This window comes from Rhizobium tibeticum, from assembly GCF_900110205.1.
Taxonomy (GTDB): Bacteria; Pseudomonadota; Alphaproteobacteria; order Rhizobiales; family Rhizobiaceae; genus Rhizobium; species Rhizobium tibeticum.
Genome location: NZ_FOCV01000020.1, coordinates 61413 through 86077 on the forward strand (window position 1 = coordinate 61413; position 24665 = coordinate 86077).

Sequence of the window (24665 nt, forward strand, 5' to 3'; positions counted from 1 at the left end):
AAGACGTGAACAGGGGTGCCATGGCTGGCCATTCACAGTTTAAAAACATCATGCATCGCAAGGGCCGTCAGGATTCCGTGCGATCGAAAATGTTCTCGAAGCTTGCGCGCGAAATCACCGTTGCCGCCAAGGCTGGCTTGCCTGATCCTTCGATGAACGCCCGCCTGCGCCTCGCGATCCAGAACGCCAAGGCCCAGTCCATGCCAAAGGACAACATCGACCGTGCCATCAAGAAGGCAGCCGGTGCCGACGGCGAGAACTACGATGAAGTCCGCTACGAGGGCTACGGTCCGGGCGGCACGGCAATCATCGTCGAGGCGCTCACCGACAACCGCAACCGCACCGCTTCCAACGTCCGCTCGATCTTCACCAAGGCCGGCGGCGCACTCGGCGAAACCGGCTCGGTCTCCTTCTCCTTCGACCACGTCGGCGAGATCACCTACAAGCTGTCGGCAGGCGATGCCGACAAGATGATGGAAGCAGCCATCGAAGCGGGTGCCGACGACGTCGAGACCGACGAGGAAGGCCACTACATCACCTGTTCCTTCGAATCCCTCGGCGAAGTTGCCAAGGCACTGGAAGCGACGCTCGGCGAAGCGGAAACCGTCAAGTCCGTCTGGCGCGCCCAGAACAATGTGCCGGTCGACGAAGAGAGAGCCCAATCGCTGCTGAAGCTCATCGACAGCCTCGAAGACGATGACGACGTCCAGAACGTCTACTCCAACTTCGAAGTCTCCGAAGAAGTCCTGGCCAAGCTCTCGGCCTGACCGATCCCAAGTTTCAACAAAGCCGGCCACGGAAACGTCGCCGGCTTAGTTGTTTTGGCCGTCCGGTCACATCCGATCGTCGACCGGTTCGCCCGGACGCGAAACCGGCTTCGTGTGCCCCGCTTTGCTTGCGTGAAATCGAAAGAGGCGCGCACGCGTCGGACCTTCGCCCACGCAATGGGTCTACCAGATACCGGCCTGCCGTTGGAAATCACGGCCGAATATGGAAACTGGCGTCAGGTGCGGACGGGACTGGCATCTCCCGGGCGAACGCACGGTGGCCTGCTTTGCAGCCGCCGCACTGTGTCGATCGGCCCTTGGATCACCGCGCCCGTGCCGATGGGCGCTGCGCCACGCGTTGCAAAACGTGAAGCCCGTGTTTGGCTTGCTGCGCGTTCCTGTGATGGACACTCGAGTCACCGGCCATGACCTCGACGGCTTCGTTCATCAGTCTGCTCTGTGGGGCGTCTATCCGAACGAGAAGGTGATGTCGGCACATCCCCGATGGCACCGGTCAGGAACCAGCGCCGCCGAGGAAAGCAAGCCGGGTGAAGATCGTGTAGTGCGACTCCGACGCCATCATCGCCACGAAGACCAGAACGAGCAGCGGCGGCAACATTATCGCGTAGACGAGCGCCAGCCGCTCCCATGCCATGTGCATGAAGATGGCAACGATCAGCCCCGCTTTCAGCATCATGAAGACGATGATGAGCGTCCAGCGCAGATAGCCCTGAATGCCGAGATAATCGACGAGATAAGAGAAGGTGCTGAGGACGAAAAGCAATCCCCAGACGACGAGGTAAAGCCGGATCGGATGCTGTTGACCGGAATGCGCTTGTGCCTGTGCCATAATGCGACCTCACCACAGATAAAAGAACGCGAAGATGAAGACCCAGACGAGGTCGACGAAGTGCCAGTAGAGGCCCATGATCTCGACGACCTCATAGTTGCCCTTGCGGCTTGTGAAGAAGCCGGGCCTGCCCGTATCGAAGTCCCCGCGCCATACCTTGCGCGCGGTAATCAGCAGGAAGATCACGCCGAACGTCACATGCGTTCCGTGAAAACCGGTGATCATGAAGAAGGATGATCCGAACTGTGCCGCACCCCAGGGGTTTTCCCAAGGTCGCACGCCTTCGGTGATGAGCTTCGTCCATTCGAAGGCCTGCATTCCGACAAATGTGGCACCAAGCATTGCAGTCAGAAGCATCAAGGCAGCCGTTTTCCCGCGCTCACGGCGATAACCGAAGTTGACGGCCATGGCCATCGTGCCACTGCTGCTGATCAGAACGAAGGTCATGATCGCGATCAGGATCAGCGGAACCTCCTGCCCGCCGATATTGAGCGCAAAGACCTCGCTTGGATTGGGCCAGGGAACCGGCGTTGACATCCGGGCGGTCATATAGGCCAGCAGGAAACACCCGAAGATGAAGGTGTCGCTGAGGAGGAAGATCCACATCATGGCCTTGCCCCAGGAGACATTCTTGAACGCCCGCTGGTCCGAGGCAAAGTCGGCCGCAACGCCACGCAGCCCGCTGGCGTGCGGGGGGGCTACATCTTCGGTGTCCATTCGGGTCAGTTCGGCCATTATCCACCCTTAGGAAACGAGTTGGCGGCAGAGGTCGACGAAGTCGTTCGCCCAGCCGGTGAAGAGCGCGAAGAGAAGGAGCCACACAACGAGCATGAAGTGCCAGTAGGTGGCGCAGAGTTCGATGCCGAGGCGCAGCCTGGCGGATGGAGCGGTGCTGCCGGCCAGCAATCTCACCCGTGTTCGCGCAAGCACGGCCAGCCCACCGAGAATGTGGAGGCCGTGCAACCCGGTCAGCATGTAGAAGAAGCTGTTCGCCGGGTTATCGGCCAGCACATAACCCGCCGCAACGAGCTGCAGCCAGGCCACGACTTGCCCGGCGAGAAACAGCACCGCGGTCGCCAGCGAAACATCGAGCCCCAGTCGCATGCCTTCATCAGCGCCGCGGCGCGCTTCGACCACAGCCCATTGCAGAGCTGCACAACTGGCGATCAGTACCGCCGTATTCGCAAAGAGAAGCCGAGGAACGGGGATCGCCCACCAATCGGCGCCACTCATTCGCGAAAGATAAGCGCTGGCCAACAGGGAGAAGAGGGCACCGACAACTGCGAGGAAAATGCCGAGGCCAATCTTGGCAGTGGGGATCGGGGGCTTGGCCGGTCCTTGGATATCGTCGAGCGTACCGACCTCCATCCATGGCTTCGACATCAACCCTTGCCCCGACATCCACCAGATGACGATCGCGGCTATTCCCGCGAGGAAGACGAGAACGACGCTCATGCCGGCGCCCTCGACAATCCGGCGGTTGGCGGCTGGTTCTGGGGTATGAAGTCTTCGGCCGCACCCGGGACACTGTAGTCGTAGGCCCAGCGATAGACGATCGGAAGGTCCTTACCCCAATTGCCATGGGCGGGCGGCGTCTGTGGCGTCTGCCATTCGAGGGTCGTCGCCCGCCACGGGTTGCCGCCGGCCTCCCGACCTCGGAAGAGGCTCCAGACGACATTGAACAGGAACACCATCTGAGCCGCGCCGACAACAAGCGCGGCGACGGAAATGAACATGTTCAGCGTATGCACAGAAGGCGGAATGAAGACCGTGTCGCCAAGCTCGAAATAGCGGCGCGGGACGCCCACAAGTCCCACGTAGTGCATGGGGAAGAAGATCGCGTAGGCGCCGATGAAAGTAACCCAGAAATGGATCCGCCCGAGAACCTCGTCGAGCATCCGCCCGGTAACCTTCGGGTACCAGTGATAGATTGCGCCGAAGATCACCATGATGGGGGCCACACCCATCACCATATGGAAGTGCGCAACCACGAACATCGTATCGGACAGCGGCACATCCACCACGACATTGCCGAGAAAGAGCCCGGTCAAGCCGCCATTGACGAAGGTTACGATGAAGCCGATGGCAAACAGCATCGGCAAGGTCAGATGGATATCACCCCGCCACAGCGTCAGCACCCAGTTATAGACCTTAATCGCGGTCGGCACGGCTATGATCAGCGTCGTCGTGGCGAAGAAGAACCCGAAATTCGGGTTCATGCCGCTGACGTACATGTGATGTGCCCACACGACGAAGCTCAGCGCCCCGATGATCACGATCGCCCACACCATCATGCGGTAGCCGAAGATATTCTTTCGGGCATGCGTGCTGATCAGATCGGAGACGATGCCGAAAGCCGGAAGCGCCACGATATAGACTTCCGGATGGCCGAAGAACCAGAAGAGGTGCTGGAAGAGGATCGGGCTGCCGCCCTCGGATTTCAGCTGCTCCCCCATCTCGACCATGGCAGGCATGAAGAAGCTGGTGCCGAGCAGCCTGTCGAACAGCATCATGACTGCAGCGACGAACAGTGCCGGGAACGCGAGCAATGCCATGACGGTGGCGGTGAAAATGCCCCAGACGGTCAATGGCATCCGCATCAGCGTCATGCCGCGCGCCCGCCCCTGCAGCACGGTGACGACATAGTTCAGTCCGCCCATCGTGAAGCCGATGATGAAGATGATCAGCGAAGACAGCATCAGGATGATGCCCCAGTCGCGCCCACCCGGCGTACCCGAGGTCAACGCCTGCGGCGGGTAGAGCGTCCAGCCCGCGCCTGTCGGACCTCCGGGCGCAAAAAAACCCGCGACAAGCACGATGACGGCGAGCAGGTAGAGCCAATAGCTCAGCATGTTCGCATAGGGAAACACCATGTCGCGAGCGCCGACCATCAAGGGGATGAGGTAGTTGCCGAAGCCGCCGAGGAAGAGCGCGGTCAGCAGATAGATCACCATGATCATCCCGTGCATGGTGATGAACTGATAATAGTGATCGGCGTCGATGAAGGAGAAATAGCCGGGGAAGCCGAGCTGCAGGCGCATCAGCCACGACAGGACCAGCGCCACGAAGCCGATCGCGAACGCCGTCATGGAATACTGGATGGCAATGACCTTGGCATCCTGGCTGAAGACGTACTTCGTCCACCAGCTCTTCGGATGATAGAGCTCGACATCGGCCACCTCGGCAGGCGGGATAGCGTCGCCGACACTGGTTGGAATATCAACCATCGCATGCCTTCCTTCCTCCTCCCGTTACGGCTGCTCCCCCTGCCGTAACGCCGGCCTATTTGGCCGGTTCAACCGCTGCCATCAGCTGCGAGAACGTCTGTTGCTGCGCAAGCCACGCCTGATAGGCGTCCGCCTCGTCGACAACGACCGTCCCTCGCATCTGTGGATGTCCGACGCCGCAAAGCTCCGCGCACAGCACTTCGAACGTGCCCGTGCGCGTCGGCGTGAACCAGAAATAGGTGACCGAACCGGGGATCATGTCCATCTTTGCCCGGAACTCGGGAACGTAGAAATCATGCAGCACATCGACCGAGCGCAGGTGAACGCGGATCGGCTTGCCGAGCAGCAGATGCAGTTCGCCCCCTGAAATGATGATATCGTCGGACCCTGCCGGATCGTTCCTGATCACGCCAAGTGGATTGTCGGCTGAAACCGCCCGATTGTCGGCTCTCCCGAGCTTGCCGTCGGCGCCTGGCAGCCGGAAATTCCAAAGCCATTGCTGCCCGACGACTTCGATTTCGCCAGCGTCCGGCGGAACCGTCACGAACTGGTTCCAGACGACGAGGCCAGGTGCCAGCATCGCCCCCACACCAAGGGCCGTGCTGCCCGCAAGCCACCATTCGAGGCGCTTGTTCTCCGGCTCGTAGGCCGCCTGGTGGCCGGGCCGGTGACGGAAGCGATAGATGCAGTAGGCCATGAACGAGATCACCGCCACGAAGACGATGCCGGTGATCCAGAACGTGATGATGATGGTATTGTCGATGTAGTTCCAGTTCGAGGCGATCGGAGTCCACCACCACGGGCTGAACAGATGGAATGCCACCGACCCGATGACGATCAGAACGAGAACCAGCACGACAACCATGCGTTCCTCCAAGCCGTCGCATGCGGAAATTACCCGCAATCCGTTGGCACTTACGTTACGACTATCTCATAAACGATGCATCACGGCAATGCCACGAGTGAGGCCTCCAAATCAGTCGGCGAGGCCGCAATAAGCTGATTTCATTTCGAGAATTGCTTGAGATAGGCAATCAGATTGGTAATCTCGCCATCATCCTTCAGGCCGACGAATACCATCTTCGTTCCCTTAACCTTCAACTTTGGGTCGTGAAGATAATCGCGCAGCGTCGCCTCGTCCCAGACCAACCCGGCTGTGCCCGCGGCCTTCATCGCCGGTGAATAGGCAAAGTTTGGATGCGTCCCGGCAGTTCGACCGAACACGTGGTTCAACGACGGTCCGACCTTGTTCTTGTCGCTGTCGGCAATGTGACAGACCGCACACTTCTTAAATACCGTTTCCCCGGCCGCCGGATCGCCTTCTTGGGCGATGGCAACCGAGGTGGGAAGACAGATCAGTGAAATCAAAACAGCAAGACCACGGTAACGCATCGCAAGCCTCATCCTCCAAAGGTTGCTCGAAACCGACCGCGCGCGATTTGCGGCGTGCGCCGTCTATCACATTTGCATCGCCGCAACGCCATGCAAACGACATGTGTGATCAAGCAAAGCTATGGTCCGGCTGCGTTAAGTCAATTCGCACAAATGGCTGTGTGGCCTGAACCGCCCGCGATGCGCGACATTAGGCCGCAGCGCGGAGGAAGTTTCTGAGCCCGGCGAACAGCTCGACCGACTTCAATCTCGCCTCGATATCGTGGATCGGCATGGAGATGATGACTTCGTCCGCTTCCGTCTCGGCCAGGAAATCGGTGAGCTTTGCCTCCGCCGTCTTCTGCGAACCGACGACGGCATAGCGCAATGTATGCTCCACCGTCAGTTTCTCCATCGGCGACCAGAAGCTCTCCATATTCTCGACAGGACGCGGAAACTGGCCGCGCACGTTGCGGCGCAGATTGACGAACTGCTGCTGGGCGGAGGTGAAATGATACTGTGCCTCCTCGTCCGTTTGGGCGACAGAACCCATGACGCCGACCATGACATAGGGCTTGTCGAGCACGGCAGATGGCTTGAAGCGGCTGCGATAGATGTCGATGGCATCAAGCAGCGAGTCCGGTGCGAAATGCGAGGCGAACGCATAGGGCAAGCCCAGCATCGCGGCGAGTTGCGCACTATAGAGACTGGAGCCCAGCAGCCAGATCGGAACGTTGGAATTCATGCCTGGAACAGCGAGGATCGTCTGATTCTCCATCGGCGCGCCGAGCAACTGCTGCAGCTCGACGACGTCATTCGGAAAGCTCTGCGCCCCGGCGTCGAGATTGCGTCGCAGAGCCTGTGTGGTGCGCATATCGGTGCCGGGAGCACGTCCAAGGCCGAGATCGACTCGGCCCGGAAACAGGGCCTCCAGCGTTCCGAATTGCTCTGCAATGACCAGCGGCGAATGGTTCGGAAGCATGATACCGCCGGAGCCGATACGGATGCGCTTCGTCGCCGCGCCGACATGGCTGATCACGACGGCCGTCGCCGCACTGGCGATGCCCGGCATGCCATGATGTTCCGCAAGCCAAAAGCGGTTGTACCCGAACGCTTCGGCCTTCTGCGCCATGCGCGCGGAGCCCTCGAGCGACTGGCGGATCGTCCCGCCTTCTGGAACAGGAGAGAGATCGAGGATGGAGAAGGGAACCATGGCGATGCCTGTCGATAGTTGGAAGGACAGGTCTATGTAGGTGTGCACTGCGCCCATTCCAAACGAGCTGAAAAGGAAAAAGGGGCGGTCTCCCGGCCCCCTCGTTCATTTCACGAGCGCCTATTCAAGCCCGACGTCTCAGGACGTGCACCTCAGCACTTTGGTGCCCCTCGGTCAGCGTGAAGTTCGCCAGCTGTCGGTCCATCTCCACAGCTTCGGTGGCGAGCCGGTGGATCGCTGCAGTGGTCTCCTCGACCATTGCAGCGTTCTGCTGCGTCATCGCATCCAGCTCGGACACTGCCGTGTTTATCTGCCGCAGCGTGTCCGCCTCTTCGCGCGTCGTTTCCATGATCTCGCTGATCTGGCCGTTGATCGCCTCGACGTGGCTGCCGATCCCCATCAGCGCGTCGCCGGCACGCTCGACGAGAGATACGCCCATTTCTACCTCGCGCGTGGACTTCTGCAGCAGGCTCGCGATCTCCTTGGCAGCGCTCGACGAACGCTGCGCCAGTTCGCGCACTTCCATGGCAACGACAGCAAAGCCCTTGCCGGATTCGCCGGCACGCGCTGCCTCGACGCCGGCATTGAGAGCCAAGAGGTTGGTCTGGAAGGCAATCGCGTCGATGACGGCGATGATCGAGTTGATCTGGCGCGACGAGGCCTGGATCGCCTCCATCGCGGCAATCGTCTCGCGCATGATCTGGCTGGAGCCGGTCGTCTCCCGCTTGGCGTCGCGGGCGATGCGCTCTGCCTGTTCGGCACGCTCGATCTGAACGCGGACCGACTGGGTGATCGCATCGATTGCGTTTGCAGTCTCGGTGATCGAGGCGGCCTGACGCTCGGTGCGGCCCGCCAGTTGATCGGCGCCCGTGCGCATTTCCTCGGAACCCGAGCGCACGGCCATGGAGTTGCCGCCGATCGCCGTCATCGTTTCGCTAAGGGCAGCCAGCGCTTCGTTGAAATTGATGCGCAGGCTTTCGAGCTCGTTCGGGAAGCGGGTCTCGATCTGATAGGCAAGATCGCCATTGGCAAGGTGATGCAGGCCCTGGTCGATCGCTTGAACGACCTCCTGCAATGTCCGGGCTTCCCTCTCGCGCTCGGCCATGTGCTGCTGGCGATCCCGCTCCGCGCGGGCCCGGGTTTCGTTGCTGGCGGCTTCCAGTTCACGGCTTTCCACCAGCGACTGCTTGAACCTTGCCAGTGCCTTCGCCATCGTGCCGATCTCGTCGCCGCGGTTCTGGCTGCCGATCTTAACGGCGAGGTTGCCGTCGGCGACATCGCGGGTGACGCCGGCAAGGCGGGCAAGCGGCGAGAAGAGCCGCTTGGTGATCACCCAGGTCGCCACGGCCATGACGACGAGAACACCGAAACAATTATCGTCAGCAGCGCCGCGATTTCGAGAGAGCCGGCGTTGAGTTCGCTGAGCCGCACGCTTTCCACCACGAGGAAGCGGGAACCCTGATAATCGATGCCGCGGACATAGGCCCGCGCCAAGCCATCGGCACGATCGAAGTCGTCGACCGTCATACCCTTCGCCAAAAGCGCGTCCTTGGCGAATGTGAAAGGCGCGGTATCGAGCGTAACGAGCTGGCCCGTGGCGTTCACGCCGATGGCCGAGCCGCCATCCGAGATGATCGCCGCCTGTGCTGTGCTGCCGGCGACAATTCCCTTGGCGAGAATGCCGGTGATGATGTCCTCACGCACCTTAAAGAGCATTACACCCTTCGCGCCACCAAGCTTGACGATCGGCACGGCATAGAAGATTGCCGACTTGCCGCTCGCCGCGTCGACGCGAAGGCCGGAAAAGCCCGTCGGCGCGGAATCGTCTGTCGCCTTGGCCGTGTTCTCGATTGCCTTGGCGAAGGCGAGACCGGCGCCGGTCGACTTCCATGCGTCGGTCTTCAGATTTTCAGCGAAATCGTCGTTCTTTCGGTAGGAGTAGAGAACGTTGCCATCGAGATCGGTAATCAGCAGGTCGCTGAAGGCGGTGTTCTCGAGATCACGGGCCACCTCGCTCTGCGTCGTCTCATGGTTGGAATAGTAGAAGCCGCTTGGCGCCTCCGGCTTCATCAACTTCTCGCGTTGGTCGGCCGGGTTCGGATTGTTGGTGATGAACACCTTCTTCAATTCCGCCCGAGCATCGCCCGACGTCTTCTCGATGGTCTTCCAGCCGCTTTTCAGGCTTGTGATCGACATTTGCAGCGCTTCGATGCGCGCAATCGAGTTCGCCTGGTTTTCCAGCTGCTCAAGCTGATCCTGCAGCATGTCGCCGCGGAAGATCAGGACGCTTTCCTTTGCCTTGAGGGCCTGTTCGCCGGAAATGCGGCTGCTGGCGAAGTAAGCGAGGACGTTGATGACCGCGATCGACAGTGCGGTCAGCAGAATGAAGGTGGCAATGACCTTGAAGGACAGGGATTGAAATCTCTGAACCATGAACGATGAACCCTTCCGGAACGGCCCTTACCGGCAGGACGCGGAAACGCCCTGCCGACTGACCTGAAAACAGAGCACGGGAGCCTTGCCTTCTCAGGAAGGGAGCTCCTCTGGCATTTTATGGATCAAAACTCGGCTACGGAGCTTAAATTGCCGTAAACGGCCGCCCTGAAAAACAAGCAATGTTTTTGTTTTGTTCACTTATCGATGGCAGTTATTTCACGAGTGCAATAGGGTGAAGCATGCAAAATACGATTCGCATCATCGGCGTTGATCCGGGCCTGCGCCGCACCGGTTGGGGAATTATCGACACGCTCGGCAATTCCCTGCGCTTCGTCGCCTCCGGGACGGTCACCTCGGACGGCGACATGGACCTCGCCTCGCGCCTTTGCCAACTGCACGACGGCCTGGCGGACGTCGTGCATAGCTATAAGCCGGATGAGGCTGCAGTCGAACAAACCTTCGTCAACAAGGATGCCGTGGCGACACTGAAACTCGGCCAGGCCCGCGGTATTGCCATGCTGGTGCCTGCCCGTGCCGGATTGCCGGTCGCAGAATACGCTCCAAACGCCGTCAAGAAGGCCGTGATCGGCGTTGGCCACGGCGAGAAGAAACAAATCCACATGATGCTGAAGATCCTGATGCCGAAAGTCGAGTTCAAGGGCGACGACGCCGCCGACGCGCTGGCGATCGCCATCTGCCACGCCCACAACCGCGGCAGCAGTCGCATACGGCAGGCAGCGCTTGCAGGATAACCTGTTCTTGACTTGTTCTCATCGCATGATAAGTAATACCGGAGAGGTATTACCATTGCGCGTGACTGAAAAGGGCCAGGTGACTATCCCAAAGGACATCCGCGACCGATTGAATATCGGCCCTGGATCGGAAGTGGATTTCATTGCCGACGACAAGGGGGCCAGGCTGGTTGTCGTCGCCGATGGCAGATCAGTATCCGAGGCCGACTTCGAAACCTGGCTGAGAAGCGTTTCGGGGACGTTCGACACCGGTGGCATGACTGCGGACGAGTATATCGAATGGCTTAGGGGACCGCGCGATGACCTCGGTCCTCGTTGACACCAACGTCTTCATCGACGTGTTCGGTCCGCAGACACGTTTCAAGGAATGGTCTTCCGAGATGATCCTGCGGCTCAGGCCGCAGGCACGGTTCATTCTGACACCGATCGTCTGGGCCGAATTGGCGAGCATGGCGCCAAGCGAAGACGAACTGATGTTCATGCTGGCGCGTCTCAATCTGGTGCGCGAGGCCTTGCCATTTTCCGCGGCCTACCATGCTGGAATGGCCCATTTCGCCTATCGCCGAGCTGGTGGCCTGCGCGAGCGAACACTGCCGGACTTCCTGATCGGGGCGCACGCATCGGTGCGTTCGCACCGCCTGCTGACACGCGATGCCGAGCGCTATCGCGCCTACTTCCCCTCGCTCGACATCATCTCCCCTGAAACCCATTCCTGACGGACTTCCATTTATGATCGGCAAGCTCAAAGGCACCATCGATGAAATCGGCGACGATTATGTGCTCGTCGACGTCCACGGCATCTGCTACGTCGCCTTCTGCTCGGCCCGCACCCTGTCGCGGCTGGGCTCTGTTGGCGAGGCCTGCGTGCTTTTCATCGAAACCTACGTTCGTGAAGACCAGCTGAAGCTCTTCGGCTTTATGACTGCCCTGGAGCGCGAGTGGTTCAACCTCCTGCAAAGCGTTCAGGGCGTCGGTGCGAAGGTGGCTCTCGCCGTGCTTTCAACGCTGCCGCCGAGCGAACTTGCGACCGCCATCGCGCTGCAGGATCGCACGGCCGTCTCGCGTGCCCAAGGTGTTGGCCCCAAGGTTGCTGTGCGCATCGTCACCGAACTCAAGAACAAGGCGCCGGCCTTGGCGGGAGAAGCGGCCGGCACCATCGGCCTCAAACAGGAGCTCGGCGAAGGTGTTGCCGCGGCTCCGGTTGCCGATGCGGTATCCGCGCTGACAAATCTCGGCTATTCGCGTGATCAGGCTGCCAATGCCGTTGCGGCAGCAATGAAGACCGCCGGTGAAGGCGCCGATAGCGCCAGGCTGATCCGACTCGGGTTGAAGGAATTGGCTCGCTGATCCATCTGCCCGGGCGGGTGCCAAAGCCGCCCGCTTGGTGTATTGGTCGCGAGCGTTTGAAGATTGGGAAATGCCAGCATGAGTGAAGCCGCGCGCCTGATATCCTCGCAAAAGCGAGGCGAAGACCTGGATGTGACGCTGCGGCCGCAATCGCTTGACGAGTTCACCGGCCAGGCGGAGGCGCGCGCGAACCTGAAGGTCTTCATCGAGGCTGCGAAGAACCGTGGTGAAGCGCTCGACCACGTGCTTTTCGTCGGCCCACCCGGGCTCGGCAAGACGACGCTCGCGCAGATCATGGCGAAGGAACTCGGCGTCAATTTCCGCTCGACCTCCGGCCCGGTTATCGCCAAGGCAGGCGATCTTGCCGCCCTTCTGACCAATCTCGAAGAGCGTGACGTGCTCTTCATCGACGAAATCCACCGGCTCAACCCGGCTGTCGAAGAAATCCTCTATCCCGCAATGGAGGATTTTCAGCTCGACCTTATCATCGGCGAGGGCCCCGCAGCGCGCTCGGTCAAGATCGACCTGTCGAAGTTCACCCTCGTTGCCGCGACGACGCGCCTTGGCCTGCTGACCACGCCGCTGCGTGACCGCTTTGGCATTCCCGTCCGTCTGAGCTTCTACACCGTCGAGGAACTGGAACTGATCGTTCGTCGTGGCGCACGCCTGATGAACCTTCCCATGACCGACGAGGGCGCGCGAGAAATTGCCCGGCGAGCCCGCGGCACGCCACGCATTGCCGGTCGCCTGCTGCGCCGGGTGCGCGATTTTGCTGAAGTGGCCAAGGCCGAGGCTGTCACCCGCGAGATCGCCGACGAGGCGCTGACACGGCTCCTCGTCGACAATATGGGCCTCGATCAGCTCGACAAGCGTTATCTCAGCATGATCGCGGTCAATTTCGGCGGCGGCCCCGTCGGTATCGAAACCATCGCCGCAGGCCTTTCCGAGCCGCGCGATGCGATCGAGGACATCATCGAGCCCTATATGATACAGCAGGGTTTCATCCAGCGTACTCCGCGCGGCCGCGTCCTGACCGCGACGGCCTGGAAGCATCTTGGCATGCAGCCTCCCAAGGATCTCGAGGCCGCACAGTTTCGCTTGTTCCAGGAAGACGACTGAGGCCTGCGGAGCTATTCGGGTGGCGCGCCAAGAATGGGAGTTATCTGATGCCGACGTTCGACCCGTGCAGGACCGTGCGCAAGCTCGCCTACAACAACGCGCTTGCAAACCACCGGCTGCATGACGCTTGCGGCCGGTTGATGCCCGGGGAGTTCGAGGCTGTTCGATCAAGTTTCTTTCCGTCGATCAAGGCAACGCTCAACCACAGTCTGACGGTCGACTGGTTTTACGTTGATGCGCTGGAAGGCGGCACATTGGGGCCGTCGGCCTGGGACATAGAGGAGCCGTTCAACGACATCGCAACGCTTGCGACCGAACAGGCCAAAGTCGATCGCCGGCTGGTCGCACTCTGCGAAGCGGCGAGCCCGGAAAAGCTGGCGTCGGTGACCGAGATCCATCGCACCGAACGCATCCAGCGCGAGCGGATGGAAGACGTTTTGAACCATCTGTTCCAGCACCAGACACATCACCGCGGTCAGGTTCACGCGATGTTGGCGGGAACGAGCGTGCGCCCGCCACAGCTCGATGAATTCATCGTCGCAGACGACAGTCGCTTCCGGAGCGGCGATATCGCCGCCCTCGGCTGGAGTGAAGACGACTTGATGCGCTAGAACTTTAAGGCGTGCGACGCGCCCTAGTCCTGCAGTCGCGTCTTCAGCCCGTCGATGATCGTCTTGGTCAAGAGGTCATAGTTCTCATCGAAGTGGTGATCGCCGGCAAGTGCGATCACATCGACACCGCTGTCCTTGAGGTCAGGGCAAGCCACCTCGTCGTCATCCTCCTTGCCGTAGATGCACTGGACGATCTTCGGATCGAGCTTCTTCAGGTCATCAACCGGGTCGCCACCGGCACCTTCCGTCTTCTGGCCGAGCCAGCCCATGACTGAGATCTGGTAATCGACCTCGTGCGAGAGGGACAGCAGCGACATCTGCGTGACAGCTGCCTTGGCGGCTGGCTTCAGTCGCGAATAGGCGGCAGGCACGACGTCGGCGCCGAAGGAATAGCCGATGAGCAGAACGTGCTTCACCTTCCACTGCTTTCGATAAAGCTCGATAATCTTGCCGAGATCGTCGGCCGTTTGCTGCGGCTCCCGTTCCGACCAGAAATAATGAAGCGAGTCGACGCCGACCACAGGAATGCCCTGTTTCTGAAGCGAGGCACCAACCTCCTTGTCGATGTCGCGCCAGCCGCCGTCACCGGAAAAGATGACCGCCATCGTGTCGAAGGCCGGCTTGGCATCCAGAATGGTGAGCGGCAGGCCGAGCGGATTGTCGGCACTGCCGGAAGCGTCGATCAGGTCCGAGAGCGTGTCGCCGAGCGTCGTTGGTGCATTGTCCGCGGAGTCGCGGATCTCGATGTCGGAATGCTGCTTCTTGAGCTCCTCGACATGGGCGCGCCCGTCCCTGCTTGCTGAGGCCGTGAACGACGCGATGATCGGGTCCGGCAGCGATGTATCGCTAAGCCCATAGATCATGCGATCGCCGACCGTCTGCTTCTTCGCCGGCGTGCAGAGCTCCTTGGTAAGCGGGATGCCGGCAACCGGATCGATCGCCAAGGTCTGGCCGATGGTCGCATCCGGGGTCTGTGCAGCAATCGCCAGTGCCAGCGCGCCACCCTCGCCGACGCCGGCAACGATCGGTAGATGGTATGCGCTGTTGCCCGCCGCGCGCTGGACCTGCTGGCTCAGCGATTCGATATCGGACACCATATAGATGCAGCCGTCATTCTGACTGACGTCGTAGTTTCTGAGCGCATCCATATAGGACGCGAAGTCGATGCCGATGACGACGGTCCCTTGTTCGACAAGCCGGTCGGCCTCCGCCTTCTCGTTGTCGCCCCAGCCGGCGCCATCCGATATCAGCACGACGGCCCCTTTCACGTCACCGTCGGGAAGGAAGATGTGTGGTGAAGGAATAAGCCCGGTTTCGAAGCTCTGCGTCGTCTCGGTCGCCGCCATTGCCGCCGGAACGAACAGTGACAGGGCGCAGGCGGCTGCAAGAAGGTGTCTTTTCATCATTTCCTCACTACCCCTCTCAATCCGCCGCCGATCAGGAATGTTGCGTCCATCAGAGCGATCATCGGATTGCCTCCACCCGAAACCGCAAGATACCGCGGATGCCATTGCGGATGAAACTTTGATTTGAAAGCCCTGAGGCCTTTGAAGTTGTAAAATCGCTCGCCGTGCTCGAAGACGGTGCTGCCGATACGATCCCATACCGGCGCCATCTCGCGCTTCGACATGCCCGAGAGCGGCGCCATACCGAGATTGAAATGCGAAAACCCTTGGTCGCGCAGGTATTCCATGATCTGGACGAAGAGAAAGTCCATCGACCCCTTCGGCGCATCCGGCGAGAAGCGCATCAGGTCGATGGTCCCCTCATCCTTCGCCACCGTTATCAGGATATTGGCGAAAGCGACAATCTTGCCTTCACGCTTCAGGATGCCAACCGGCTGGGCAACAATATAATCAGGATCGAACGCACCCAGCGAGAAGCCCTTCTCCTTGGCATTGTGATCCTCGAGCCAGGCATTCGAAACCGCCGCAAGCTCATCCATCGCCGCCGGAACATTCTCAGGCGCGATAACCTCGAATTCAAGGCCGTCACGTTGCGCACGGCTCGCCGTTTGCCGCAGGTTTGCCCACTTGCCGCCCTTCATCTCGAACGTTTTCAGATCGGCAACAGCAAGCTCACCCAGTTTGAATGCGCGCAGCCCCGCATCGGCACAGTGGGAAAGAAGCGCCGGCGAGATCTGGTAGAAGACCGCGCGGCATCCGGCGGCGCGTGCAGACTCCACGAAACGCCAGACCAGCTCCGGAATGGCGCTGCGCTCACCGATCGGATCGAAGAGAGCGATCCACGAGCGTCCCTGCCTTCCGTACATGATGAAGGCATCGCCCTTCTCCGAGAACATGATGCTCTTGTCACCCATGCGCACCAGATTGGCGTCGGCATAACGCTGTTTCTCGACGATATCGACCGCCCGCTGCAAGGCGTCCGTTGACGCAGGCTCCGGCTTGACGGCCACCGGACGAAGCAGGCTGAAGATCGCAATCGCCGAGGAAATGATGGAGATACCGAGTACGGCGCGCAAACCACGCGGCGCTTCGCCGGCGAATTCGAACTGCCACCAGAGCTCGCTGCTGTACTCGACGTCGCGGTAGACGAAGAGCAGGATCACGATCGCACCGACGCAGATGACGGCGATGGCCATCAGCCACGAGGCCGTCAGCGTCTGGTTGAGAAGAGACGCATGTCTGCGGAACAGACGGCGGCTGACGAAGAGGCCAAAGATCAGGAAGCCGAGGAAACATGCCTCAACCAGCGCAATCGCCTTCAGGAGAGAGAGCGTCAGCGCCGCGGCGGCCGACAGGATCGACACCCACCAGGCACCGTCGAGCTTCTGGCCGAGTCCCCTTGCAGCAACGACCAGAGCCAGTCCGAGCAGGCTCGACAGGAAATGCGCGCCTTCGACGATTGGCAGCGGCAGGTAGTTCGCAAGGAATTCGAGATTCTGGTCCGGCGTTGGCGTCACGCTCGAGAAGACCAGCATGACGCCGAGGAGCAGCGACAGCGTCGAGAGCAATTGCGGCATCAACCGGATGCCGATCCTGCGGATGCCTGACGCAACCGGGTGATCCGCAAACCGGCGAAGCTCGGTCGCCGACACCGCAAGCACGGCGATCAGCAGCGGTAGAACATGGTAGATCAGGCGATAGAGCACCAGCGAGCCGAGCACCGCGTCGATGTTCACAGCACTGCCAAGCGAAGCGATGATAACGGTCTCGAACACGCCAAGACCGGCCGGCACGTGGCTCAAGACACCAAGGCCAACGGCGATCGCATAGACCGCCAGGAACACCGGCCAGCTTATCGCCGCCTGTGGCAGCAAGACATAGAGGACAGTCGCCGAGGCGGCGATGTCGAAGGCTGTGACCAGGAACTGCCGCGACCAGGTGCGTGAGTCCGGCAGCCGGATTTCGACCGGACCAAGGTGGATCGCGCGCCCGTCGCGCCCCATGAACATGATGACGCCAAGGCCGGCGATGACTGCACCGGCCAACAGCCGCAGGGTAAGGCTGCCGACATTGATCAGAGGCGCAATCTCATCGGCAATGATCAGGAGCGCGATTGCCGCGACCCCTGCAAGCCCGAGCCCGAATGACAGGGTTACGAACGCAATGACGCGCCCGATCTCCTCAGGCGTCAAGCCGAGGCGCGAATAGGCGCGGTACCGGATTGCACCGCCGCTCAGTGCCCCGAACCCTGCGGTGTTACCTACCGCATAGGCGCTGAAGCCGGTTAGCGCCACCTGCGGAAACGGCAGCTTGCGGCCGACATACTCGATGGCGTTCACGTCATAGAAGATAAGGGCGAGGAAGCTCAGGCCCGTAAAGACCAGCGCAAGCACGATCGAGCTGACCTTTGTATCGGCCAGTGCCTGAACCACGTCCTCGTAACGCACTTCGTTCGTCAGCTGAACGATCGCAAAGCCGACGAGACAGAAGAGCGCGAGCGTCGCCAATGCCGTCAGGAGCGCGCGGTAGCGCCTGAACAATCCACGCATCGAAGATTCGTCGACGCCTTCGATTTCTTCCAAATTGCCGTGCCCCGCCATCTCGTACCGTCGCTATATCCCAGTTCAGCGGGAATCATCTTCGAAACACGTAACATGGGCGGCCCGTAAGCTCTATGAATGCCTGTCCGTCCCTGACCCGCCGCTGTCGCCTGCTTCGTCTCCAATTGGGGCAAATTTGGCGCAGGGCGCGCCCGCGCACATTGCAATTTCGTAACGTTGACGGGGCTGGGGCCGCAATAAGAGAATTGCGCAAGCTCGGCTTGGTCTGACAGTCGAACGTCACACCGCAGGCTCCTCCGAATTTGGCCGTTGCGAAAGATGGCGTGCGGCGGCCGCGCGCGCGTCGGCCTCATGCCCTTCGCTGGAGACCTGCACCGTCGGCACAGCAAACTCGATGCCGTTCTCCTTAAAGGCGTTGCGGATCATGGCCAACGCATTGCGCCGGATGACGAACTGTTCGCCCGGTTTCGTCATCATTGCAAGGCGGATGACAATCGCGAACTCGCCAAACTGCTCCACGCCTTTCATCTTCAGCGTCTCGATGATGTGCGGACTATAGTCGGGATTGTCCAACAACTGCTGTCCGATCTGCTTGATCACCTTCTTCGCCTTCACCAGATCGGTGTCATAGGTCACGTTCAAGGTGATCTTGTCGATCGTCCAGTCGCGATTGAGGTTCTTGACCGCCCCGAGTTCGCCGAACGGCACCGTCGTCAGCGGTCCCCTATGATGCCTCAGCTTGACGGAACGCAGGCTGAAGGCCTCGACTACGCCCTTGTGGCTGCCACTCTCGATGTATTCCCCGACACGGAAGGCATCGTCCCAAAGATAGAACATGCCGCTGATGACATCCTTCACGATGGTTTGCGCGCCAAAGCCGACGGCGACACCGACAACGCCGGCACCTGCGATCAGAGGAGCGATCTGGACTCCGAGACCGGACAACACCATTAGAACCGCGATGACGGCGATGATGACGGCAAGAATGTTGCGAAAGATCGGCAACAATGTCTGCAGACGCGCGCGCCTGGCCTTCTCCTCGTCCGTGGCGGCGCCATCGACACGAGCTTCGTCCAGCTTGCCGTTGATGTAGGCACGGGCCAGGTGCCAGACCAGATCCGCAGCAAGCAGAATGACGATCCCCCCGATCGCACCGCGGGCAATGCGATCGACCATCGTCTCCCCTGCTGCCATTCGATCTGCGGCAAGGCCAAGCATGCGGCCGAACCAGAATGCTGCGGCGGTGATGATGAGAGCCCGAACGCCGCGATCGAGTAGCACGGTGGCGATCCTGCGTTGGGCAAGTAGCCCGGCCTCCGCCCGGTGCAAAGAGCGAACCGCCAGCGTGGCAACGGCAAGCGCCCGCGGCAGCAGTACGGTGTAAATACCGATCCACAGCAAAAGGTTGAACCCCGTGACCCAGAGAACCCAGAGCAATCCGAAGTAGATCGTCAGCCCCCAGGACAGGGTGAGGTTACGATGCTCCCCTTCCTCCACTGGACGGGACCAGACAGCCTCGACGGCGATGGCGAACAATCCAAGGCCAAGGATATAGGCGACGAAATAGCGGGCGCCATCGGAGAAGCCGAGCGGGACCATGACCTGGATGGCCGCCCAGCCGAAGGCGAAATAGATGACGAAGAGGGCGCAGCGGCGGAACCAGAACAAGGCCTTCGCGCGCGAGATCTGACGCTCGCCATCCGCCCGTGGCAGGGTGACAAGCGCAACCAGCAGCCGTCCCAACGCGACGGCGAAGCGGGCGACGATCAGCGCGATCGCAATCGCGATCGCCATGGACCGCGTGATCGGCGGCCAGTTGAAGGCCAGCAGCGGCACCAGCGTGGCCACGGCGAACACGACAGCCGGCACGATGCGATAGAAGAGATTCGCCGTTGCATGGTGCGCGATCGTCATGACCTCGTCGTCGCTCTGCCGAATCTGCGGTTTCGGCACGACGATGCGAAACAGCAACTCGACCAGCGCTCCGGCCAGAAACAGCATAACGACTTCGGTCGTTATCAGCACCCAACCGCTCGGCGCGACCTCACGCTCGACGATATCGGAAGCGGACGCCACCTCGTCGGGAATCGCCATCGCCGCGTCGGAGACCATCTCGACATGACGGCGCGCGTGGCCGACAAGCTCCGACAATGCCGACACTTCTGCGGTCTCGGCCTGTGTGGCTGTCGGCGCAGCTTTCATCTGCGTCGCCATCCACTCTTTCACCTGCGGCGTCTGCATCAGCTCGAGCATCTGCCGCACTTCCGCAGGTGGTTGCGCGGCGGTGGCCGAGGCAGGAGCCGAAGGCGGGTTGGCAGTCTGGGCGATAGCAACCCCAGCAACAGCAAGGACGAATATTATCGATATCAGCAGCTGCAATATGCCACGTGCGCCAAGACCCATCATTGCTTGCCCCCCGATGCGATCTCTCGACAATATATTGCGCTGTATAAAAGAAAAGCCCGCACAGATCGTGCTGTTCGGGCCTTCAAAAAGCAAAGAATAGCAGCCTACCCCTTCGGCTTCTCGACGTGTCCGCCGAAGCCGGCGCGCATCGCCGAGAGCACCTTGTTGGCGAACTCGTCATTGTCACGCGACGAGAAGCGGCCGTGAAGCGCCGCACTCAGGACCGGCGTCGGCACACTTTCATCAATCGCAGCCATGATCGTCCAGCGGCCCTCCCCAGAATCGGAAACGCGACCCGCAAACTTGGTGAGGACGGGATCGGCATTCAGAGCGTCGGCCGTCAGATCGAGCAGCCACGACGTAATGACGCTGCCGCGGCGCCAGACTTCTGCAACATCTGGCAGATTGAAGTCGTAACGATAGTGTTCGGGATGAGCCAATGGCGCGGTTTCCGCATCGACCGCATGCGTGACCGCACCGATGTTCGCATGCTTCAGGATGTTCAGTCCCTCGGCATAGGCGGCCATCAGGCCATACTCGATGCCATTGTGCACCATCTTGACGAAGTGACCGGCGCCATGCGGACCGCAATGAAGGTAACCTTGTTCCGCCGTGCTCTCCGGATGCGCGCTGCGACCCTCCGAAGGAGCGGTGCTTCCTTGCCCTGGCGCCAGAGACGCAAAGATCGGCGACAGCGACTGGACGATGCCCTTCTCGCCGCCGATCATCAGGCAATAGCCGCGTTCGAGGCCAAAGACGCCACCACTGGTGCCGACGTCGACATAGTGGATGCCCTTGGTGATGAGCTCGGCACCACGCCGGATATCGTCGTGATAATAGGAATTGCCGCCATCGATGATGATGTCGTCGTCGTGCAGCAACGGCAGAAGTTGGGCGATGACCTTGTCCGTGATCGCCGCCGGCAGCATCAGCCAGACGGCGCGCGGGCGCGACAGCTTCGAGACGAACTCCTCGAGAGAGGCGCTACCGACAGCTCCCTTATCGACGAGATCGGCAACGCTCTCCGGCTTGGCGTCGTAGACGACGCATTCATGGCCATCGCGCATCAATCGCTGGATCATGTAGTTGCCCATGCGGCCCAAACCAACCATGCCAAGCTGCATCTCAAGTCTCCTGGAAAATTAAATCGATATGATTCCGGAAACTAGCACTCGCAATGCAGCAAGCAAGGGACGTCTCTGTCACATTTGGATCATGACGCGAAGCATGAGACCGACGCATGGTGGCAACCAACGGCGAGGCAAGAGACCGAGCCTTGTCGATACTGGATCAGTTGGACGAAGTTCTTGGAAGGGTAAACGATGACATCTGCCGCGCCGAGCGAGTGCAGGTGGGGAAAGCGGGCGGAGAAAGGGAAAGCGCGATCCACGGCAACCGATGGATGTTTACGATCCTGGGTGCCTACAAACGTAGGTGGGCACCGTGTGTCCAGGCCCACGAGCCTGGTCAGGGACAGCTCCCTTTGGATCGAGTATGGCCCCAGGGATTGTGGTTCCTGTCGAGAGGCGCAGACCGCATTCCGATATATAAGGCTGATTTCCGCGCCGCGCCAGAGGGCGCGGGACGCCGCCCCTATTTAATTGAGCTCGTTCAATTGAGCTCGGCTGGCGCCCTGCCGTTCAGCTTGTCGGTAATGCCGCGGATACGGCTCGTCACCTCGCCGAGGGCCGCAGCAAGGCTCTCTTCGGTGCGGGCATTCGCCGCCAGTACCGTGTCGCTGGTGTTGCGCAAGGTGCCCAGTTCGGATTCGAGATCGGCGACGCGGCGGTTCAGCTCCGAAATTTCGTCCATCACCATGATGCCTGCCATGACGGTAATTCGAAGGTCACCGATTTCGCCGAACTGACCCTTGAGGTGGCCGACATAGTTGTCGAAGCGCGTCGCGAGATCCGTCAGGTGGTCTTCCTGCCCTTCCTCGCAGGCCATGCGGTAGGCCTTGCCATCGATCGTTACAGTTACCTGCGCCATGTGCCGCGCCTTTCTATCGGTCCAGAACCGCGCGGATTGTCTCCATGGCCGTCACCAGCCGCCGCGAGACCTCGCGATTGACTTCCTCGAGCCGATTCGCGCGGAACTCGGCCTGGTCCAGCTCCTGGGCAAGCTTCGAGCGATCGGCATGAACACGACGAACCTCGCCTTCGATCTCGCCTTGCTCTCGCTGGTGCTCGATACGCATCTCGACTGCGTTCTCGAGCCCCGAGAGGGCTTGCCGCAGCTCGTTGAGTGCTGCTTCCATAATTTTGCCTGTAGGCGTCATGTCTCCTCCGGTTCCCCGCACAAGACCCCGAATCGGCGCCCGAGACCGATCCAGTATTTCCAAAAGGATACGCACCTCGCCAACGGTGCGTCAATAAAGCCGGCACCGCGACTGCCGACCTATTCTGTGGATGACGAAAATCAACTGCTGGCAGGAGCAGCATTCAACTTTTGTAAAAATTGATGGTCAAATGTCTAAAATCGATTGGAGCGGCGTTCAGCGGACCTTCAATTTATTGACTTGGCCGTTCCAACTGCTATGTGTCACCCGCTCTCATTGATGGTCTCCACAGGCTCGAGGCCATCCCCCGACACCGGAACTCCGTGGAACAGCCATGACCTCTCCTGAACAAAACGACCGGATGGCAAATGCGATCCGTTTCCTCGCCATGGATGCAGTGGAAAAGGCGAACTCCGGGCATCCCGGCATGCCAATGGGCATGGCCGACGTGGCGACGATCCTCTTTACAAAGTATCTGCGGTTCGAGCCGAAGAAGCCGCATTGGCCGAACCGCGACCGCTTCGTTCTGTCGGCCGGCCACGGCTCGATGCTGCTCTATTCGCTGCTCTATTTGACCGGCTATCCTGACATGACGGTGGAAGACCTGAAGCAGTTCCGCCAGCTCGGCTCCAAAACCGCCGGCCATCCTGAATACGGCCACGCGACCGGCATCGAAACGACCACCGGTCCGCTCGGCCAGGGGATTGCCAATGCCGTCGGCATGGCGATCGCAGAGCGCAAGCTGCGCGACGAATTCGGCGCCGAGCTTCAGGACCACTACACCTATGCCATCTGCGGCGACGGCTGCCTGATGGAAGGCATCAGCCACGAAGCGATCGCGCTTGCAGGCCACCTGAAGCTGAACAAGCTGGTTCTTTTCTGGGACAACAACTCGATCACCATCGACGGCGCCGTCTCCTTGTCGGACTCCACCGACCAGGTTGCCCGCTTCAAGGCCGTTCACTGGAACACGATTGAGATCGATGGTCACGATCAGGCTGCCATCGCGGCTGCCATCGAAGCCGCCCACACGTCTGATCGTCCCACGTTTATCGCCTGCAAGACGATCATCGGCTTCGGCGCTCCGAACAAACAGGGCACCCACAAGGTCCACGGCAACCCGCTCGGTGCCGACGAAATCGCGGCGACCCGCAAGGCATTGGACTGGGAATACGAACCCTTCGTCGTTCCCTCCGACGTTCTCGACGCGTGGCGCGCAGCCGGCAGCCGCTCGATTGATCTCGTCAACGCCTGGGAAGACGGCCTCGCCAAGTCCGTACACAAGGCCGAGTTTACCCGCCGTTTCGCAGGCGAACTGCCGGAAGGCTTCGATGCCGCGATCAGCGCCTACAAGAAGAAGCTGATCGAAACCAAGCCTGTCATCGCCACCCGCAAGGCATCGGAAGATGCGCTGGAAGTCATCAACGGCTTCCTGCCGGAAACGCTCGGCGGTTCCGCTGACCTGACGCCGTCGAACAACACCAAGACCAGCCAGATGCATTCGATCACGCCGACGGATTTTGCCGGACGCTACATGCACTGGGGCATCCGCGAGCACGGCATGGCTTCTGCCATGAATGGTGTGGCGCTGCACGGCGGCCTCATTCCCTACGGCGGCGGCTTCCTGATTTTCTCGGACTATTGCCGCCCGCCGATCCGCCTCGCATCGTTGATGGGCATCCGTGTCATCCACGTATTGACGCACGACTCGATCGGCGTTGGCGAAGACGGCCCGACCCACCAGCCGGTCGAGCAGATCGCCGGCCTGCGCGCCGTTCCGAACCTGCAGGTGTTCCGTCCGGCCGACGCTACCGAAACGGCCGAATGCTGGCAGATCGCCATCAAGTCGAAGGTTCACCCGTCCGCTCTCGCGCTCACTCGCCAGAACCTGACGAGCGTGCGCACCGAGTACAGTGAGAAGAACCTCTGCGAACAGGGCGCCTACACACTCGCTGGCAATACCGACGCGAAGGTGACGATCTTCGCCTCGGGCTCGGAAGTCGAGCTTGCGGTTGCCGCCCGCGCAACGCTGGAAGCCAAGGGCGTCAGCGTCCGGGTCGTATCCGTTCCCTGCACCGAACTGTTCTTCGAGCAGCCGGAAGCCTACCGCAAGGAAGTCATCGGCAACTCGCCGGTCAAGATCGCTGTCGAAGCCGCCGTCCGCGAGGGCTGGGATGCCTTCATCGGTCCGGAAGGCAGCTTCGTCGGCATGAAGGGCTTCGGCGCGTCCGGCCCTGCGAAGGACGTCTTCAAGCATTTCGGCATCACTGCGGACGCCGTGGTCGCTGCCGCAGAAGCAAAACTCTAAGCGAGCGCTCAGG

The 24665-nt window shown here is 60.7% G+C and carries 21 protein-coding genes, 1 other RNA gene and 1 pseudogene; 8 read left to right on the forward strand and 15 right to left on the reverse strand.

Annotated features, from left to right (window positions below; genetic code table 11):
* Window positions 1-20 precede the first annotated feature (20 nt).
* On the forward strand, window positions 21-767 hold the full coding sequence (locus BSG20_RS21140; RefSeq protein ID WP_072378087.1) for a YebC/PmpR family DNA-binding transcriptional regulator: 747 nt from the start codon (window positions 21-23) through the stop codon (window positions 765-767).
* A 514-nt stretch (window positions 768-1281) separates the two neighbouring features.
* Here the strand turns inward: BSG20_RS21140 and BSG20_RS21145 are convergent.
* From BSG20_RS21145 to BSG20_RS21180, 8 genes and pseudogenes are all read right to left on the reverse strand, one after another.
* Window positions 1282-1617, reverse strand: a complete 336-nt coding sequence (locus BSG20_RS21145) for a cytochrome C oxidase subunit IV family protein (RefSeq protein WP_007802603.1) — start codon at window positions 1615-1617, stop codon at window positions 1282-1284.
* A gap of 9 nt (window positions 1618-1626) precedes the next feature.
* Window positions 1627-2352 (reverse strand): heme-copper oxidase subunit III family protein, encoded by a 726-nt coding sequence (locus BSG20_RS21150; protein WP_072378086.1) that lies wholly within the window; start codon window positions 2350-2352, stop codon window positions 1627-1629.
* 9 nt (window positions 2353-2361) lie between these two features.
* The gene (locus BSG20_RS21155) at window positions 2362-3072 is read right to left on the reverse strand and encodes a cytochrome c oxidase subunit 3 (protein WP_072378085.1); all 711 of its coding nucleotides are present in this window, start codon (window positions 3070-3072) and stop codon (window positions 2362-2364) included.
* A complete protein-coding gene (gene ctaD / locus BSG20_RS21160) occupies window positions 3069-4844 on the reverse strand; it encodes a cytochrome c oxidase subunit I (protein WP_072378084.1) in 1776 nt (591 codons plus the stop codon). Before ctaD ends, BSG20_RS21155 begins: the two co-directional genes overlap by 4 nt.
* A gap of 55 nt (window positions 4845-4899) precedes the next feature.
* On the reverse strand, window positions 4900-5709 hold the full coding sequence (locus tag BSG20_RS21165) for a cytochrome c oxidase subunit II (protein WP_072378083.1): 810 nt from the start codon (window positions 5707-5709) through the stop codon (window positions 4900-4902).
* A 140-nt stretch (window positions 5710-5849) separates the two neighbouring features.
* Window positions 5850-6236, reverse strand: coding sequence for a c-type cytochrome (locus tag BSG20_RS21170; protein ID WP_072378082.1), 387 nt, complete (start codon window positions 6234-6236; stop codon window positions 5850-5852).
* Between the two features lie 190 nt (window positions 6237-6426).
* Entirely contained in the window at window positions 6427-7428 is a 1002-nt protein-coding gene (locus tag BSG20_RS21175; protein WP_072378169.1) for an LLM class flavin-dependent oxidoreductase, read from the reverse strand.
* A 124-nt stretch (window positions 7429-7552) separates the two neighbouring features.
* Window positions 7553-9861, reverse strand: a pseudogene (locus BSG20_RS21180) (methyl-accepting chemotaxis protein).
* 242 nt (window positions 9862-10103) lie between these two features.
* Here BSG20_RS21180 and ruvC point away from each other — a divergent pair.
* The 6 genes from ruvC (at window position 10104) to BSG20_RS21210 (ending at window position 13693) form a co-directional block, all read left to right on the forward strand.
* Window positions 10104-10616, forward strand: a complete 513-nt coding sequence (ruvC, locus tag BSG20_RS21185) for a crossover junction endodeoxyribonuclease RuvC (RefSeq protein ID WP_072378081.1) — start codon at window positions 10104-10106, stop codon at window positions 10614-10616.
* Between the two features lie 55 nt (window positions 10617-10671).
* A complete protein-coding gene (locus BSG20_RS21190; protein ID WP_072378080.1) occupies window positions 10672-10935 on the forward strand; it encodes an AbrB/MazE/SpoVT family DNA-binding domain-containing protein in 264 nt (87 codons plus the stop codon).
* Window positions 10916-11332 (forward strand): type II toxin-antitoxin system VapC family toxin, encoded by a 417-nt coding sequence (locus tag BSG20_RS21195; protein ID WP_072378079.1) that lies wholly within the window; start codon window positions 10916-10918, stop codon window positions 11330-11332. Before BSG20_RS21190 ends, BSG20_RS21195 begins: the two co-directional genes overlap by 20 nt.
* Window positions 11333-11345: 13 nt before the next feature.
* The gene (ruvA, locus tag BSG20_RS21200) at window positions 11346-11963 is read left to right on the forward strand and encodes a Holliday junction branch migration protein RuvA (protein WP_072378078.1); all 618 of its coding nucleotides are present in this window, start codon (window positions 11346-11348) and stop codon (window positions 11961-11963) included.
* A gap of 78 nt (window positions 11964-12041) precedes the next feature.
* A complete protein-coding gene (ruvB, locus tag BSG20_RS21205; protein ID WP_072378077.1) occupies window positions 12042-13082 on the forward strand; it encodes a Holliday junction branch migration DNA helicase RuvB in 1041 nt (346 codons plus the stop codon).
* Between the two features lie 47 nt (window positions 13083-13129).
* The gene (locus tag BSG20_RS21210) at window positions 13130-13693 is read left to right on the forward strand and encodes a DinB family protein (protein WP_072378076.1); all 564 of its coding nucleotides are present in this window, start codon (window positions 13130-13132) and stop codon (window positions 13691-13693) included.
* A 23-nt stretch (window positions 13694-13716) separates the two neighbouring features.
* Here BSG20_RS21210 and BSG20_RS21215 read toward each other — a convergent pair whose 3' ends face one another.
* From BSG20_RS21215 to BSG20_RS21245, 7 genes are all read right to left on the reverse strand, one after another.
* A complete protein-coding gene (locus tag BSG20_RS21215) occupies window positions 13717-15099 on the reverse strand; it encodes a virulence factor family protein (RefSeq protein ID WP_072378075.1) in 1383 nt (460 codons plus the stop codon).
* Complete coding sequence (gene mprF, locus BSG20_RS21220; protein ID WP_072378074.1) at window positions 15096-17699, reverse strand: bifunctional lysylphosphatidylglycerol flippase/synthetase MprF; 2604 nt, start codon at window positions 17697-17699, stop codon at window positions 15096-15098. Before mprF ends, BSG20_RS21215 begins: the two co-directional genes overlap by 4 nt.
* A gap of 240 nt (window positions 17700-17939) precedes the next feature.
* On the reverse strand, window positions 17940-20063 hold the full coding sequence (locus BSG20_RS21225; RefSeq protein WP_072378073.1) for a mechanosensitive ion channel family protein: 2124 nt from the start codon (window positions 20061-20063) through the stop codon (window positions 17940-17942).
* Between the two features lie 107 nt (window positions 20064-20170).
* A complete protein-coding gene (gene gnd, locus BSG20_RS21230; protein WP_072378072.1) occupies window positions 20171-21190 on the reverse strand; it encodes a phosphogluconate dehydrogenase (NAD(+)-dependent, decarboxylating) in 1020 nt (339 codons plus the stop codon).
* Window positions 21191-21445: 255 nt separating this feature from the next.
* A non-coding RNA gene (gene ssrS / locus BSG20_RS21235) (6S RNA) lies at window positions 21446-21604 on the reverse strand.
* Between the two features lie 73 nt (window positions 21605-21677).
* Window positions 21678-22055 (reverse strand): cell division protein ZapA, encoded by a 378-nt coding sequence (locus BSG20_RS21240; protein ID WP_007802567.1) that lies wholly within the window; start codon window positions 22053-22055, stop codon window positions 21678-21680.
* A 13-nt stretch (window positions 22056-22068) separates the two neighbouring features.
* Complete coding sequence (locus BSG20_RS21245; protein ID WP_072378071.1) at window positions 22069-22344, reverse strand: DUF4164 domain-containing protein; 276 nt, start codon at window positions 22342-22344, stop codon at window positions 22069-22071.
* A gap of 334 nt (window positions 22345-22678) precedes the next feature.
* Between BSG20_RS21245 and tkt the strand changes: the two genes are divergently transcribed.
* A complete protein-coding gene (tkt, locus tag BSG20_RS21250; protein WP_072378070.1) occupies window positions 22679-24652 on the forward strand; it encodes a transketolase in 1974 nt (657 codons plus the stop codon).
* Window positions 24653-24665: the final 13 nt, after the last annotated feature.